The organism is Eubacterium sp. F2 (genome assembly GCF_046244355.1).
GTDB lineage: Bacteria > Bacillota > Clostridia > Peptostreptococcales > Anaerovoracaceae > Aminicella.
Window position 1 is genome coordinate 1817496 of the sequence record NZ_CP176393.1, and the last position, 14918, is coordinate 1832413.

A 14918-nucleotide genomic window follows, 5' to 3' on the forward strand; every position below is an offset into this window, starting at 1 on the left:
AAGAGCCATTGAGGAGTAGGGTTTGTCGATGTTCACGTAGTCGGGTTTGTCGCTTTTGTCGGAGTTTTTGAAAATGAGGGACAATCTATGGCAAACAGAGATACTTGGAGGTTGTGCGGCGGGACCTTCTTCATATTGATATCCGATGCCCGCAATCCGATGCCTTCGCACGCAGAGATGTACATGGGTAAGCAAAGCGGCATCACTGAGCCGGAAACACTTCTCGCTTTAGCGCGAGTCGCAACACCGAGCATTTCAGATCCATCAAGATTGGATGAAAGATCATTTCGCGATGGGACTCTCGCTTTCAAATCATGCGAAAACTGGGGATGGGGACATTTCCGCTTTAAAGACGCGTCTGCAAAAAAATCTTTTGACGATAGGATTAAGAACAATTACGCAGAATGCCTTGCTGCAATGACGGCATTTACAAATAAATATCTGGAACTGCGTTCGGCGACTAGGAAGGACGAATACCTTGTAAAAGCACTCCTTGAACTGTTGGATGCCGATAAAACAATTCCAAGTGGTACTGAGCTATATGCCAATAAGGATGGTACGACTATTACAAAAGCGGAAGTCTTATCTTCCCCTTCGTTATGTCTTGAATCATTCCTTCTCGGCCTTTGGCACTACTGCATTGTCCACATAAAGAAAAACAGCATAGGCCAAGAAACCTATGCTGAATGGTGCCCGCCTACTGAGAGCAATAATGGGCGACCGTATGAAGCTGCTATTGGCGAAAAAAGTTCGCGGGAAGTCGAGCTTACATATTGCTATTCGACTGATTTTGAAAATGATGAAGTTGGCAAAGCATCAGACGGATCAGGCAATCCGGAGTCGGAAGTTATAGACGCAATACCGGAGCCTGATGAACAATCTGCGAACCAGAAAATGGAGCAGACCATCAACCAGCCGAAAGTCTTTAATTTTAAATTTGAGCAATCAGGCGGTGCTGGTAAGCAGATCGGATATATAGAGAATTATTACGAAAAGGACGAGGAGGATTAGTGCCTGTGGAGAAAAATGAGATTCAAAAGGTGCAGCCTCAGCTTCCTTCAAACGAAACGCCACGTCCGATTGAAGTTCATATGGAGCAGTCTGGCGGAAAAGGTAAACAATACGGTTTTGTTGAGCATTATGAGGACCATAAGAAGGTTGCAATCTACCTTCCTTCTGATATGGATGAGGCTGACGATAATACGCCAGATCAGGTTGACCTTGATTTGAGTTGCTACAACCTATTCGTGATCGCCGATGAGATGTTCAAGGGAAAATACTTCGTAGTTCCTAAGGACCACGCTATCGCAGTCGACAAATGTACACCCAATGATCTATGGGAGCTTGCCTATCTCACAGAAGAATGCATCAACATCGTGAAGACTTTTCCGGCGATATTCGCGAGCACAAACCATCAGTTCGCACGGACAGATGATCGCCATAGAGCTTTTTTCGGAATAGTGCGAGACGTGCAGGTGAAGGAAGATGGCATCTGGATCTACTTTTTCAAATATAGGAAATTCGCCCAGCAAATTCTGAATGAACAGAAGGAAGTGTTTGGCATCGGCGGTACTGATTTCAAAAACGAACTCGATGAAACACACTGGGCTATAAAGAAAGTTGATGTAGTAGAAGCACTAAATAATAACGGCTGTACGATACGGCTGCTTTAGATTCAACTCATGGAACGCAATACTACGGAGGTAAAACATGAGCCGAGAATATGAAGAAATGAACGTCGAAAAATGGGTGAACTTGGAAGACATCGCGGACCATCTGAGTGTCAGCCAAGACACAGTAAGGACCTGGATTAAAGAAGGCAAACTGCCTTATTACAGGGCTGGCAAACGCTATAAATTTAAAATTTCCGAAGTTGATGAATGGGTTCGGGAAGGCAAGATAAAGGAGTAACGACAGGAGGACTTCATATGAGTAAAAAATATCCTTCACTGATAACGAAAATCACGGTCAACAGAGCGACCTTCCATAATGAGCCGATAGAGAAGCTTTCCTTTATTAATTTTTTTTACGGAAATAATGGTGCTGGGAAGTCGTCCATAGCGTATGCCATCAGTGAGAACAATGGTGATAACGACAGTGTTGAATGGGCTGATGGACGGGTCCCGAGCGACTATGATCTTCTGATATACAACCGGGATTTCGTTGAGGATAATTTTTCAAGCTATGGAGACCTTCCAGGTGTGTTCATCTTCAATAAAATCAACAAGGGCGTGCAAAGTCAGATCGACGAGAAATATGCGGAGAAGGATAGATTAAACGGCGACTTCACGAAGGCACAGGATGACTGGAGCACTAAGAAAAGTGGCTTTGGCACGTTACTGACTACCTTTCAGGATGACTGCTTTAAAAGGACGACAAGAGAGCGGGCCGCTTTTGATAAAGCCCTCGAAGGTAAGAAACAGAAAAAGGGATTCATAGAGGCTATTCTTGCTGAAACAAATCCGACCGATCACAATCCGGATGAATTAAAGAGGCTTTGTGATGTGGCGTTTGATGCGAATTCCAGAAGTTATTCGGAATTTCAGCGAGCAGACAGCTCTGTTACATATGGAAAATTGCCAGGTAAAGATTTGCTGGCTACGGTTGTTGTCAGTAGCGCAAACACCGACTTTGCCAAATTCGTAAGAAAAATAAAAGCCACCGACTGGGTGCGTCAAGGCCATACACATTTCGTTCCCGGCTCTGAGGGAAAATGTCCTTTCTGCCAGCAGAAGCTGCCAAGTACATTTGAAGAGGACATTCAGAAATGCTTCGATGCACAGTATCAGGAGAATGTTTCTCAGCTCGGAGAATTCCAGAGTACGTATGATCGTGAAACACAGGCCATTGTTAGAAAGCTGGAAGCAAATCTGAGTGATACGATGCCTGGACTGGATGACGAGCTCGACGAATACAAATCGAAACTTGCGCTACTGAAGAGCAAGATAGATTTGAATTCGGGCCGCCTTGCCGAAAAAGTCAAGGAGCCATCAAAAATCGTATCGCTGGAGGATACAGATTCTTTGCTGCTCGAAATCGGCGACCTCATCGATGCCATCAACAAGAAGATCAAGGCAAACAACGATGTGGTAAACGCTAAGAGAACCAGCAAGGCAAAGTGCAAAAAAGAGGTTATCGAGTATTTTGCTTTCCTGCTGAAGGACGAAATCAAGAGCTACCTTGATGAAAAGAAGGCACAGGAAGACGCCCTTAAGAAGCTCGAAGACGAGGGCCGGAACCTCAAGAAAGCCATCAATACCTTGACAAGTGAAATATCCGCACTGAATTTGCAGGTTGTAAATACCCAAGCTGCGGTTGATGGAATCAACAAGATCTTGAAGGATTCCGGATTTCAGGGATTCCACATCCGCGAATGTGAGAACAACAAGAATCATTACGAGGTCATCCGTGACACCGGAGAAGTTGCAGAAAATCTGAGTGAAGGTGAACGAAACTTTATCGCTTTCCTGTATTTCTATCAGCTTGTTCGCGGAAGCCAAAGCAGTGAAGAGAAAAAGGACAAGATTGTCGTCATCGACGATCCGGTTTCCAGTATGGACAGCACGGCACTCTTTCTTGTTAGTGCAATCGTGCGCGAGATGATCAACGTCTGCCGGAATAATACCCATTGGGAAAATCCAAAGGTTCCGGGGAACTATATCAAGCAGATTTTCATCCTGACGCACAACGTGTACTTCCATAGAGAGATAACCTATCAGCAGGTCGGCTATTATGATTGCACCACGTTTTATATGATTCGGAAGACCGCCAATATCTCGCGTGTACATATTTGCGAAAGGCCAAAGGACAAAGCCAAGACCGAGTATGAAAACTACAATCCGGTGCAGAGCTCTTATGCGGCTCTGTGGGAGGAACTACGTGATGCAGATTCTGTAATTCCGGCGCTCAACGTGATGCGCAGGATTCTCGAGTCGTATTTCCTGCAGCTTTGCGGATACGAAGGTACCAGTCTTCGGGAGCAGCTGCTCGAAGATCCAGAGAACAGAAAGAACTTTATTAAGGAAGTTCCAGGTGGCCAGCCAGATATGACCGACTACGAGCTTGCTTCGACTATGCTTGCTTATATCAACAATCCGAACGGCATCACAGACGGCTTGAATCTTGTGGTCGAGGATTATGACGATGTGGACATGTACAAACGAGTATTCAAGGAGATCTTTTACGTCATGCATCAGAACCAACACTATGACATGATGACAGCTGCGGTCAAGAAACATAATGAATAAGGTGGGAAACTGAATCAATGCCAAAACAAATAAAATCAAAGGAACGAGTCGCGGAACACGGCGAGGTTTTCACGAATGAGCGTGAAGTCAATGCCATGCTCGATCTCGTGAAAAGCGAGACCGACCGGATTGAGAGCCGGTTTTTGGAGCCAGCATGTGGCGATGGAAACTTCCTTGCGGAGATTCTCCGCCGGAAGCTTGCACGGGTGAAGCGACAATATAAGAAGAATAATTCCGAATACACGAAGAACGCTTTTCTGGCGCTTACGAGTATCTACGGAATTGATATACAGGAAGACAATGTCAAGGAATGCCGCGAACGGCTATTCAAGATCTGGGACGAAGCCTATACAAAGCAGGTCAAGAAGGAAGCCAGCGACGAAATACGCGGTGCAGCAAGGTACATTCTGCAGAAGAACATCCTGTGCGGTGATGCGCTCACGCTCATGCAAAATGACGGTACGCCGATCATCTTTTCTCAATGGGACTTCACAGTTGGTTACCGGATGCGGCGGAGGGACTTCACGCTCGATGCACTGATGCGTGATGAGGAACCGGAAAAGGTTGAAGATACTGGCCAGATGAATTTTATGGATGTTCTGGCCGAGAAAAAGAAACAGGGATGGGATTACGACGCCGAGACACACGGATGGACTCCGGCACCGATCAGAGAGTTTCCGTCCGTAGATTACTGGGAGGTTCAATATGTCACTGAATCCTGATTTATTTACAAGCGTATACAAACCGGACGTCCTGTCTTGCCTTGCAGACCTGTCGAACGACGAGGTCTTCACACCGCCGGACGTCGCGAACAGAATGCTCGACATGCTGCCGCAGGAGCTTTTCCGCGATCCGGAGACGAAGTTCCTCGATCCGGCATGCAAATCCGGAGTGTTCCTCCGCGAAATTGCGAAGCGGCTTATTGCTGGTCTTGCGGACAAAATTCCAAACCTGCAGGAACGCTGCGACTGGATTTTCAAGAACCAGCTCTACGGCATTGCCATCACGGAGTTGACTTCCCTTCTGTCCCGCCGTTCGGTTTACTGCTCGAAGTATCCGAACAGTCCGTTTTCGATTACGCAATTCGATAACGTGCAGGGGAATATTATCTTTCACAAGATCAAGCACACGTGGCAGAACAAGAAGTGTATTTATTGTGGCACGGCTGAGAACGGTGATCTGAATGACATCGCCCGTGAAGGAATGGAGTCTCATGCCTATGAGTTTATACATACATTACATCCGGAGGATATTTTTAAGATGAAGTTTGATGTGATAATTTCAAATCCGCCGTACCAATTAAATGATGGTGGCAATGGAAAAAGCGCAAAACCTATATACCAGCTATTTGTTGAACAGGCTAAGAAACTTAACCCTCGTTATCTAACGATGATTATCCCTTCTCGGTGGTTCACCGGAGGCAAAGGGCTTGATGATTTCAGGAAAACCATGCTGCATGACAAAAGAATTCGGAAGCTCGTTGACTACGAGAACTTTAAGGACGTATTTCCGGGCGTGGACTTAGCAGGAGGAGCTTGTTATTTCTTATGGGATCGAGATAATACAGGATCATGCGAAGTTACTAATATGACCGATACTGTGCAAGGACGAATGATCAGAGATCTTGACGAATACGATGTGTTTATTCGCCAGAATAAGGCACTTTCAGTTGTTAGAAAGGTTTTATCATGGAATAAACATAATCGCGTTTTGTCGGATGTCGTATCAGCCAGAAAGCCATTCGGATTGCCAACAAATTATGAGCCAAAGGATAACGGTGTTCCTTGCTATTTCATTCAGCGAATTGGAAAAAAATATGCTGATCCGAAAGATATTGATGATTCAAAAGGATACTTAAGCAAATGGAAGCTTTTAGCACCTAAGGCTCCAATTGCTGGGCAAACAGATTTCTCAAAGCCTGTAGGGTTTTATTATGACGGAAACACCAGAATCGCGGCACCAGGAGAATGCTGTACTGAATCATTCATAATATTGGGCGCTTTTGATTCAGAAGATGAGGTTTTGGCTTATAGGACATATATTTACACTAAAACCGTCAGGTTTCTCCTTCTCCAGACTGTTGTCTCTAAGGACGTTACTAAGAAGAATTTTTGCTTCATTCCAGATCTCGGACATTATCAGGGCGTCTACAACGATCAAATGCTCTGTAAGAAATGGAATATCGCTGAGGATGAATGGGAAATGATAGATGCCCGCATTAGCGCTGTTGGAGGTGAATGATTATGGCTGCATACCAAGAGACTTGGGTATTCCCTTGTAATGTTCGTTTCTTTGATATATTTGAACATTTTGCGAAAAGTAACACGGTAGTATGGAAGAAAAGGGGTTCTGTACATACTGGCGATGAGGTTTACATTTACATTGGTGCTCCTTATAAGGAAATAAGATTTAAATGCCATGTTATTGCAGATGAAGTCCCTGAAGATGTGGTTCAGGAAAACTCATATGCTATTCCTAAAAATGCTGATGGGAAGTTACACTATGTTGAGTTGGAGCTCGACCAAACTTTTGACGAAGGCCGATATACATATGAATTACTGAAAGAAAATGATTTAGGCCAAGTGCAGATCCCAGCGAGGGCGTCACGGAGGCTAAGATCTTTTTTGGAAAGAGGTGAAGACTGATGGCTGATATTTTCGATCAATATGTTCACCCGAAAACAGAAGTTAAGCCGATCATCTACGCCTATTCCGACACCCGATTTCCGGGATGCCTGAAAGTCGGTTATACAGATCGACCTATCGAAGTACGCATGCATGAGCACTATCCGACGTTGACGCCGGGCCAGTCTTACAAGGTCGAGTACGTCGAATCCGCACTTAATGCTGACGGCGCGATCTTCATGGATCACGATGTGCATCGGATGCTTGAGGCGCACGGCTTTCACGCTCAGAAATCGCCGGACGGCAAAAAGAGCGAATGGTACAAGTGCTCGGTTGATGATGTGAAAGCCGCTATCCTTGCCGTCAAGACATCATCTCTCAACCTTGAGAACCGCACGCAGAATTTTCGTATGCGCCCGGAACAGGCCCGCGCTGTCCGGATGACAAAGGCTTACTTTGAATCCGAGACAAAGCGGAATCCGAATCATACGGCGAAGTTCCTTTGGAACGCGAAGATGCGTTTTGGTAAGACGTTCACGTCCTATGAACTTGCCAAGGCGATGGACATGAAGCGGGTGCTGATTCTGACCTTTAAACCCGCTGTTGAGGAATCGTGGGAAACCGATCTGCTCTCACACATGGATTTCGAGGGCTGGCAGTTCTATTCCCGTGAGGTCTCTCAGGAAACAGGAATTCGACCACAGGATCTGGATCAGTCGAAGCCGATTGTCTGCTTTGGCTCATTCCAAGACTTCCTCGGCACGAATGCCGCTGGTGGCATCAAGGCCAAGAACGAATGGGTGCATACGACGAACTGGGATCTGGTCATCTTCGATGAGTACCACTTTGGCGCATGGCGTGAGAACGCTAAGCACCTGTTTGAGAAAGAGGACGAGGACAGCTACGACGATCTGGATATCGATAAGTACAAAAAGATGAGGCCGATAATGCTGTCAACGAGGACTTCCTGCCGATCACGACAAAGTACTATCTCTTCCTGTCCGGTACGCCTTTCCGGGCTCTGAACACCGGCGAGTTCATGGAGGATCAGATCTTCTCATGGACATATTCCGATGAGCAGAAAGCGAAAGAAAACTGGGACGACAATGACGGCCCGAATCCGTATGCGTCTATGCCGGAAATGGTCATGATGACTTATCGGATTCCGGACGAAATCCGTCGTATCGCCTACAACGAGGATTTTAACGAGTTTGACCTGAACGTGTTCTTTGCCGCGAAACCGGAAGTCGAAGGACACCCAGAGACGGCGCAGTTCGTCTACAAGGACTATGTCCAGAAGTGGCTTTCTCTTATCCGTGGCGCTTATATGCCCTCAACTGTCGACGATCTGAAGCTTGGCCAGAATGCCAAGCCAGTTATGCCATACTCTGATGCTCGAATGCTGTCGGTGTTGAACCATACGCTGTGGTTCCTGCCGAACGTGGCCTCCTGCTACGCTATGGCGAACCTGCTCGCCGAGAAGCAGAACGTTTTCTACCATGACTACACCGTCAATGTCTGCGCCGGAACAGCAGCAGGCGTAGGACTCGCTGCGCTTGAACCGGTGCGTGAGTCTATGGACCCGCCGCTCGAGACAAAAACCATCACGCTCTCTTGCGGCAAGCTGACGACCGGCGTGACGATCAAGCCGTGGACGGGTATTTTCATGCTGCGGAACCTGTCCTCTCCGGAGACATATTTCCAGGCTGCATTCCGCGTGCAGTCTCCTTGGACAGTTAAGAAGGAAGATGGTACAGAGGAAATCCTCAAAGAGAATTGCTACATCTTTGACTTTGCCCTTGACCGTGCATTGAGACAAATTTCCGATTACAGCTGCCGCTTGAACATCTCAGAATCAAATCCAGAAAAGAAGGTGGGAGACTTCATTCATTTCCTGCCGGTACTGGCTTTTGATGGAAGCACGATGACAGCCGTTTCTGCGTCCGACATTCTGGATATTACGATGGCCGGTACGTCTGCAACACTTCTCGCACGCCGCTGGGAATCCGCTCTGCTTGTCAACGTGGACAATGAGACGTTGCAGCGGCTGCTTGACAGCGACGAAGCCATGAAAGCCATTATGAACATTGAAGGCTTCCGTAGCCTCAATAAGGACATTGAGACGATTATCAATAAATCGAACGCCGTTAAGAAAGCTAAGGCTGAAAAAGGCGACGACATGACTCCGAAGGAAAAGAAGGAGCTGTCGCAGGAGGAAAAGGAATACAAGAGCAAACGTAAAGAAATACAGGAGAAGCTCATCAAGTTTGCAACAAGAATCCCGATTTTCATGTATCTGACGGATTTTCGCGAATACAGCTTGAAGGATGTCATCACCCAATTCGAGCCGGGACTTTTCAAGAAAGTTACTGGTCTAACTGTGGAGGATTTCGAGCTGCTCGTCTCCCTTGGAATCTTCAATGACTCGCTCATGAACAGCGCTGTCTACAACTTCAAACGCTATGAAGACGCGTCTCTTGAATATACAGGCATCAGCAAACATGCCGAGGATGAAGATGTCGGTCTGTTCAGTACGGTCATTTCCAAGGATGAGTACAAGGATATGGCCTCCGCGCAGACGGCTTCCATGCAGGAGAACCCATTCAAGAAGACTGTCATCATCGAGCAGCCAATTCAGCAGCCGAAACCCGCACCAGCCAAACCGAAGGTCGTGCCGATTAATCAGGGTTACTCTGTACCTGGCTTGGAGCGCGGTTCCTATGTCGCAGAAAAACCTGCTCCATACGACGCTAAGCCAAAATTCAAAGAGGTCGACCTGTCGAAATTCCGTGTTGGTACTATCGTCACACACAAGAAGTACGGTGAGGGCAAAGTGACGGGAATCAAATCGGGCAAGGTCATGGTTTCCTTTGATGTGGCGAATAAGACGTTCTTGTTCCCGGATGCCATTGAGAAGGGATTCTTAACGGTTAAGGAATGGTAGGAATTTCTGCTCAGACAATAAAGTATTGCGGAGGATGCATGAATGTTTGACAAATTTCGTTTGAAAGAGGTGCTCGTCCAGTACAAGAAGGATTTCCTTCCGAAGCACTGGAAAGACGAAAAATATAAGTGGGAAGCGGTTAAATGCTTTCAGGACAACTGGGATGTGAAAGCGGAGGACTTTGCTGATATGCTCAGCCGGTCTCTCTCCAAAACCTATAACCTTCTTGCCTCGATGAATAATTTCCCGGCACGAATGATTACCGGTTTCGCCAAGACTGCGCCGGAGGAAGTCCGGGCGATGTATATTGACCTTTTTGACGAGACCAAGGAAGTCTACGAGCGGATCAACGCATTCAAAATGCAGTCATCTATTCTGCTCGAAAAGTACGGAAACGGAGCCGGACAACATTATCAGTATGAGAATGCCATCACGACATACCTGTGGCTGCGATATCCGGACAAGTACTACATCTATAAGTTCGGTGAGGTAAAGGCAGCGTCCGATGTCCTCGAAAGCGACTACCGCTTCAAGAAAGGCGCATACGCGGATAATATCCGGAATTTCTATAAATTCTATGATGAAATCTGTGAGGAACTGAAACAGGATACAGAGCTGGTAAACCTGTTCCGAAGTCAACTTACAAGCGACTGCTATCCAGATCCGGAACTGAAAACGCTGACCTTCGATGTAGGGTTCTACATCTCGCGGGAATATTCTAAGAAAGATAGCGGCGATCCCGATAATAATGTGTGGTTCCCGTCACAGGAAGAATATGCGCCCGGCATCACTGTTCAGGAATGGGTGGCACTGCTGAATGATAAAAGTGTCTTTACACAGAGCAGCCTTGAAATTATGAAGCGCTTCAAGGACTACGGCGGCGCAGCCACCTGCACACAGCTTGCTGTCAAATACGGCGAGAGCAAGAACTTTTATAACGCCGGTTCTGTAGGATTGGCAAAACGAGTCGTCGAGAAGACCGGATGCCCGGTTATGCCGAGAGATTCTGATAATTCCAGATGGTGGCCTGTCCTCTATGTTGGCAGGCATGCTACAAAAGACGAAGACGGCGGGTACATTTGGAGACTTCGGAGCGAACTCTCCGATGCCTTGGATCAGGTCGATTTGAAGGACGTGGACCTCTATGCAAAATCTGATGACGGCGAAGAAGAACATGGCTACTGGTGGCTGAATGCGAATCCGAAGATCTGGAGCTTTTCAGATCTGCAGGTCGGCGAAGTGCAGGACTACACGCTCTTCAACGAGAATGGCAACAAGCGCCGTGTGTTCCAGAACTTTATTGACGCCAAGGCAGGCGATCTCGTCATTGGCTATGAATCGAATCCGGTCAAGCAGGTTGTAGCTCTTGTGAAGGTCAGTGCGGCGAACGACGGCCAGAAGATTTATTTTGAAAAGACAGAGTCGCTTGCAAACCCGATTGACTACCAGACGCTGAAGGAATGCCCTGAACTGGAGAAGATGGAGTTCTTCCAGAATCCGAATGGCAGCTTCTTCAAGCTGACAAAAGGCGAATATGAATTCATCATGGACATGATCCGTGATGAGAATCCGCTGAATACTGAGGTAAAGATTCCACCTTATACGAAGGAGGACTTCCTATCTGAGGTTTACATGACCGAGGAGAAATATGATCGGCTGGCTGGTGTGCTCCTGAACAAGATGAACATCATCCTGCAGGGTGCTCCAGGTGTCGGTAAGACATTCGCTGCAAAGCGCCTCGCCTACTCACTGATGGGTGAAAAGGATGACAGCCGGATTGAATTCGTGCAGTTTCATCAGAATTATTCCTATGAGGATTTCATGATGGGCTATAAACCGTCCGGCGACAGCTTCGAGCTGAAGTATGGCGTGTTCTATCGTTTCTGCAAGAAGGCCGAGAATCAGCCGGATAAGAAGTACTTCTTCATTATTGACGAAATCAACCGCGGAAATCTCAGTAAGATTTTTGGCGAACTTCTGATGCTGATCGAGAAGGATTATCGCGGCACAAAGGCTACGCTTGCCTATAATGGCATGCCTTTTACTGTGCCGGAAAATCTGTACATCATCGGCATGATGAACACGGCAGACCGCAGCCTTGCGATGATCGACTATGCTCTTCGTCGGAGGTTCAGCTTCTTTGAGATTGAACCGGGTTTTGAATCAAAAGGCTTTAGTGACTATCAGCGGACACTGGAGAACGATACATTTGATGAGCTGATCAAGAAAGTCATCGAATTGAATGAGGAAATCAGCCGGGATAAATCTCTTGGCAAAGGTTTCTGTATCGGGCACAGCTATTTCTGCGGCAGAACGAAGAAAACCTGCACCGACGAATGGATGCAGTCAGTTGTGGATTATGACATTCTCCCGATGCTTCAGGAGTACTGGTTTGACGACGACAGCAAGGTGCAGCGGTGGGATAACATCCTGCACGGAGTATTTCAATGACAAAGGATAAAAGCATATTCATAAAAAACATCTACTATATGCTGTCCTATGCGTTTACTACGCTCAAAGAGTCCGTCTACGACGATATTCAGAAAGAGTCATTCGAGAACATCCATAACCTGTTTGCGGCGATTCTGGCAAAAGGTATAGGCCTTCAGCTGAAGCAGGGACTTTATCGGGAATACATCAATCGGGTGGAGACACTTCCTGTTGTCCGCGGCAAAATTGATATGCCGGGTACAATCCGAAACCGGCTGGGACGCAGACAGGTTGTAACCTGTGATTACGACGAGCTTTCCGAGAATAACCTGCTGAACCAGATTCTTAAATCCACGGTCTTCCTGCTGCTTCGACAGAGGGATGTAGACGAGAAATACAAGGCGGAACTGAAAAAGGAGATGCTCTTTTTCTCGGAAGTGGATCAGATCGAGCTACAGCACATTCGCTGGTCGGATATCCGCTTTCAGAGAAATAATCGGACGTACCAGCTGCTTCTTGTAATCTGCCAGCTGCTGATAGAAGGCTCGCTACTTACAACTGAAAGCGGCGAATACCGACTGGCGAGCTTTGTGGATGAGCAGCGGATGAGCAGGTTGTATGAGAAGTTCATTCTGGAATACTATGCGCAGGAGTTCGGGCAGCGACTGAAGGGATTCTCTTCGAGGGCGTTGCAGATCCCGTGGCAGCTTGACGACGGTTACGATGCTCTGCTTCCGGTGATGCAGACGGACATCACGCTGACATACGGGAATCAGACGCTCATCATCGATGCAAAATATTATGAGCGGACGCTGCAGACGAACTTCGATGTGCAGACACTGCATTCGGGCAACATGTATCAGATCTTCACCTATGTGAAAAACAAGGAAGCGGAACTTGAAGGCACCGGGCATCAAGTGTCGGGGATGCTTCTGTACGCCAAGACTGATGAAGACCTTGTCCCAGACAATGTGTACCAGATGAGCGGGAATCAGATCTCGGTGAAGACTCTGGATCTGAATCAGGAGTTTCCGGAGATTGCTGGGCAGCTGAATAAGATTGTAGAAGATCATTTCATGGTGATGCTTCCTGACGCAGTTTAGCTGATTAAACCTTTCAACGATAGCCATACTTTTTAACGATTGCAGATTGGGGGTGTCGCTTTTGACCACAACAACCACAGCAGCATATGAATACAGGACCGGAAGTGAGCTCCCGCTCTATGCCCTGAAACGAAGAAAAGCCCAGAAACAGTGCGGTTTCCGGGCTAAAAGCACATACGGGCATTGTATCAAAGATAAGGTCTTAATAGATTGCTGCTGTGGCAGTGGCGGTATGTTTGTACAAAGTGCGAAGTTTATTCAAGCACATTCCGGCAATCGTGGCTCGATTTCAATTTATGGTCAAGAGGCCAATCCGGACACTTGGAAGATGGCCATCATGAATCTTACGATTCGTGGCCTTAATGCAGACCTTGGTGCTTATCATGCCGATACATTTACGAATAATCGCTTTATGGGATACACCAAAGACGAAGATGGACACCTCATCATAGAGCCTGCCGAGGCAGAAATCGTCAAACGAATTTACCGTGAATACCTACAGGGCGCAAGCCTAAAGCAAATCGGAGATGGCTTGATGGATGATGGAATTTTAACAGCCGCCGGAAAGGCAAAGTGGCGTCCTGAATCGGTCAAGAAAATCCTGAAAAACGAAAAATATATTGGTGATGCCCTTTTACAGAAGACATATACCGTGGACGTTCTTACCAAAAAGAGAGTGAAGAATAACGGCATCGTTCCGCAGTATTATGTAGAAAACAGCCACGAGCCTATCATTCCACGCGAGCTGTTTATGCAGGTTCAAGAAGAGATGGTTCGAAGAGCCAACCTGCGTGGCGGCAAAGGCGGTAAAAAAAGAGTCTATAGCAGCAAGTATGCTTTATCGAGTATTGTGTACTGCGGTCATTGCGGCGATATTTACCGACGGGTACATTGGAATAACCGAGGTTACAAGTCTATTGTTTGGAGATGCGTCAGTCGATTGGATGAAAAAGGGTCTGAATGCACGGCCCCTACCATAAACGAGGAAACATTGCAGACAGCAGTGGTCAAGGCTATTAACGAGCTTTTGGCTAACAAAGAACCCTTCCTCTCAACCTTGCAGAAAAACATAGCTACTGTACTTAATGAAGAAAATGATAATGCCACCAATGATATTGATAGCAAATTGAAAGAATTACAGCAACAGCTTCTTATACAAGCAAAGTCCAAGAATGACTATGAAGATGTGGCTGACGAAATTTACCGCCTTCGGGAGCTGAAGCAAAATGCACTGGTTGAAAATGCAGAGCGAGAAGGAAAAAGGCAACGAATCGATGAAATGACTGATTTCTTGAATGAACAACCCTGCGAGTTGGAGGAATATGATGAGCAGTTAGTAAGGCGGCTTATTGAAAAGGTTACGGTCTACGATGATAAGCTAATTGTTGAATTCAAGTCTGGGATCGAGATAGATATAGAAGGGTAATAAATATTTAGAATTAGAAAGAGAACAGAAGAATTGTATTGATTGTATTGGATTTTTGAAGACAATATGATATAATAAAACAAATTGGAGGTGGAAGAATGTATAACTTTTCTTGCTAATTATTTGATGCATAATAAGATATTA

General features: G+C 46.5%; 12 protein-coding genes. All 12 read left to right on the forward strand.

The genetic code is table 11. The annotated features are described in order from the left end of the window. The first annotated feature begins 87 nt into the window (after positions 1-87). The 12 genes from ACI77B_RS07685 to ACI77B_RS07740 all read left to right on the forward strand — a co-directional run bounded on the left by ACI77B_RS07685 (position 88) and on the right by ACI77B_RS07740 (position 14774). Positions 88-1011 carry a hypothetical protein gene (locus ACI77B_RS07685; RefSeq protein ID WP_302595218.1) on the forward strand — a complete coding sequence of 308 codons (924 nt, stop codon included), beginning with the start codon at positions 88-90 and terminating at the stop codon, positions 1009-1011. A 5-nt stretch (positions 1012-1016) separates the two neighbouring features. Continuing rightward, positions 1017-1673: a hypothetical protein gene (locus tag ACI77B_RS07690; protein WP_409336273.1), complete on the forward strand. Its 657-nt coding sequence runs from the start codon at positions 1017-1019 to the stop codon at positions 1671-1673. A 37-nt stretch (positions 1674-1710) separates the two neighbouring features. Further along, complete coding sequence (locus ACI77B_RS07695; RefSeq protein ID WP_325274262.1) at positions 1711-1911, forward strand: helix-turn-helix domain-containing protein; 201 nt, start codon at positions 1711-1713, stop codon at positions 1909-1911. Positions 1912-1928: 17 nt separating this feature from the next. Further along, positions 1929-4247: an AAA family ATPase gene (locus tag ACI77B_RS07700; protein ID WP_409336274.1), complete on the forward strand. Its 2319-nt coding sequence runs from the start codon at positions 1929-1931 to the stop codon at positions 4245-4247. A gap of 17 nt (positions 4248-4264) precedes the next feature. Further along, positions 4265-4969: an SAM-dependent DNA methyltransferase gene (locus ACI77B_RS07705; RefSeq protein ID WP_144269302.1), complete on the forward strand. Its 705-nt coding sequence runs from the start codon at positions 4265-4267 to the stop codon at positions 4967-4969. Beyond that, positions 4953-6488, forward strand: coding sequence for an Eco57I restriction-modification methylase domain-containing protein (locus ACI77B_RS07710; RefSeq protein WP_409336275.1), 1536 nt, complete (start codon positions 4953-4955; stop codon positions 6486-6488). Before ACI77B_RS07705 ends, ACI77B_RS07710 begins: the two co-directional genes overlap by 17 nt. Positions 6489-6490: 2 nt before the next feature. Further along, a complete protein-coding gene (locus tag ACI77B_RS07715; RefSeq protein ID WP_302161843.1) occupies positions 6491-6892 on the forward strand; it encodes a hypothetical protein in 402 nt (133 codons plus the stop codon). After that, positions 6892-7896 (forward strand): GIY-YIG nuclease family protein, encoded by a 1005-nt coding sequence (locus ACI77B_RS07720; protein ID WP_409336276.1) that lies wholly within the window; start codon positions 6892-6894, stop codon positions 7894-7896. The genes ACI77B_RS07715 and ACI77B_RS07720 overlap by 1 nt, the downstream gene beginning before the upstream one ends. 14 nt (positions 7897-7910) lie before the next feature. Then, positions 7911-9815, forward strand: a complete 1905-nt coding sequence (locus tag ACI77B_RS07725) for a hypothetical protein (protein WP_409336277.1) — start codon at positions 7911-7913, stop codon at positions 9813-9815. A gap of 42 nt (positions 9816-9857) precedes the next feature. Beyond that, a complete protein-coding gene (locus ACI77B_RS07730) occupies positions 9858-12266 on the forward strand; it encodes an AAA family ATPase (RefSeq protein WP_144269305.1) in 2409 nt (802 codons plus the stop codon). Continuing rightward, entirely contained in the window at positions 12263-13348 is a 1086-nt protein-coding gene (mcrC, locus tag ACI77B_RS07735) for a 5-methylcytosine-specific restriction endonuclease system specificity protein McrC (protein ID WP_144269306.1), read from the forward strand. Before ACI77B_RS07730 ends, mcrC begins: the two co-directional genes overlap by 4 nt. Positions 13349-13409: 61 nt before the next feature. Beyond that, entirely contained in the window at positions 13410-14774 is a 1365-nt protein-coding gene (locus ACI77B_RS07740; protein WP_409336278.1) for a recombinase family protein, read from the forward strand. The last annotated feature ends 144 nt before the right edge of the window (positions 14775-14918 follow it).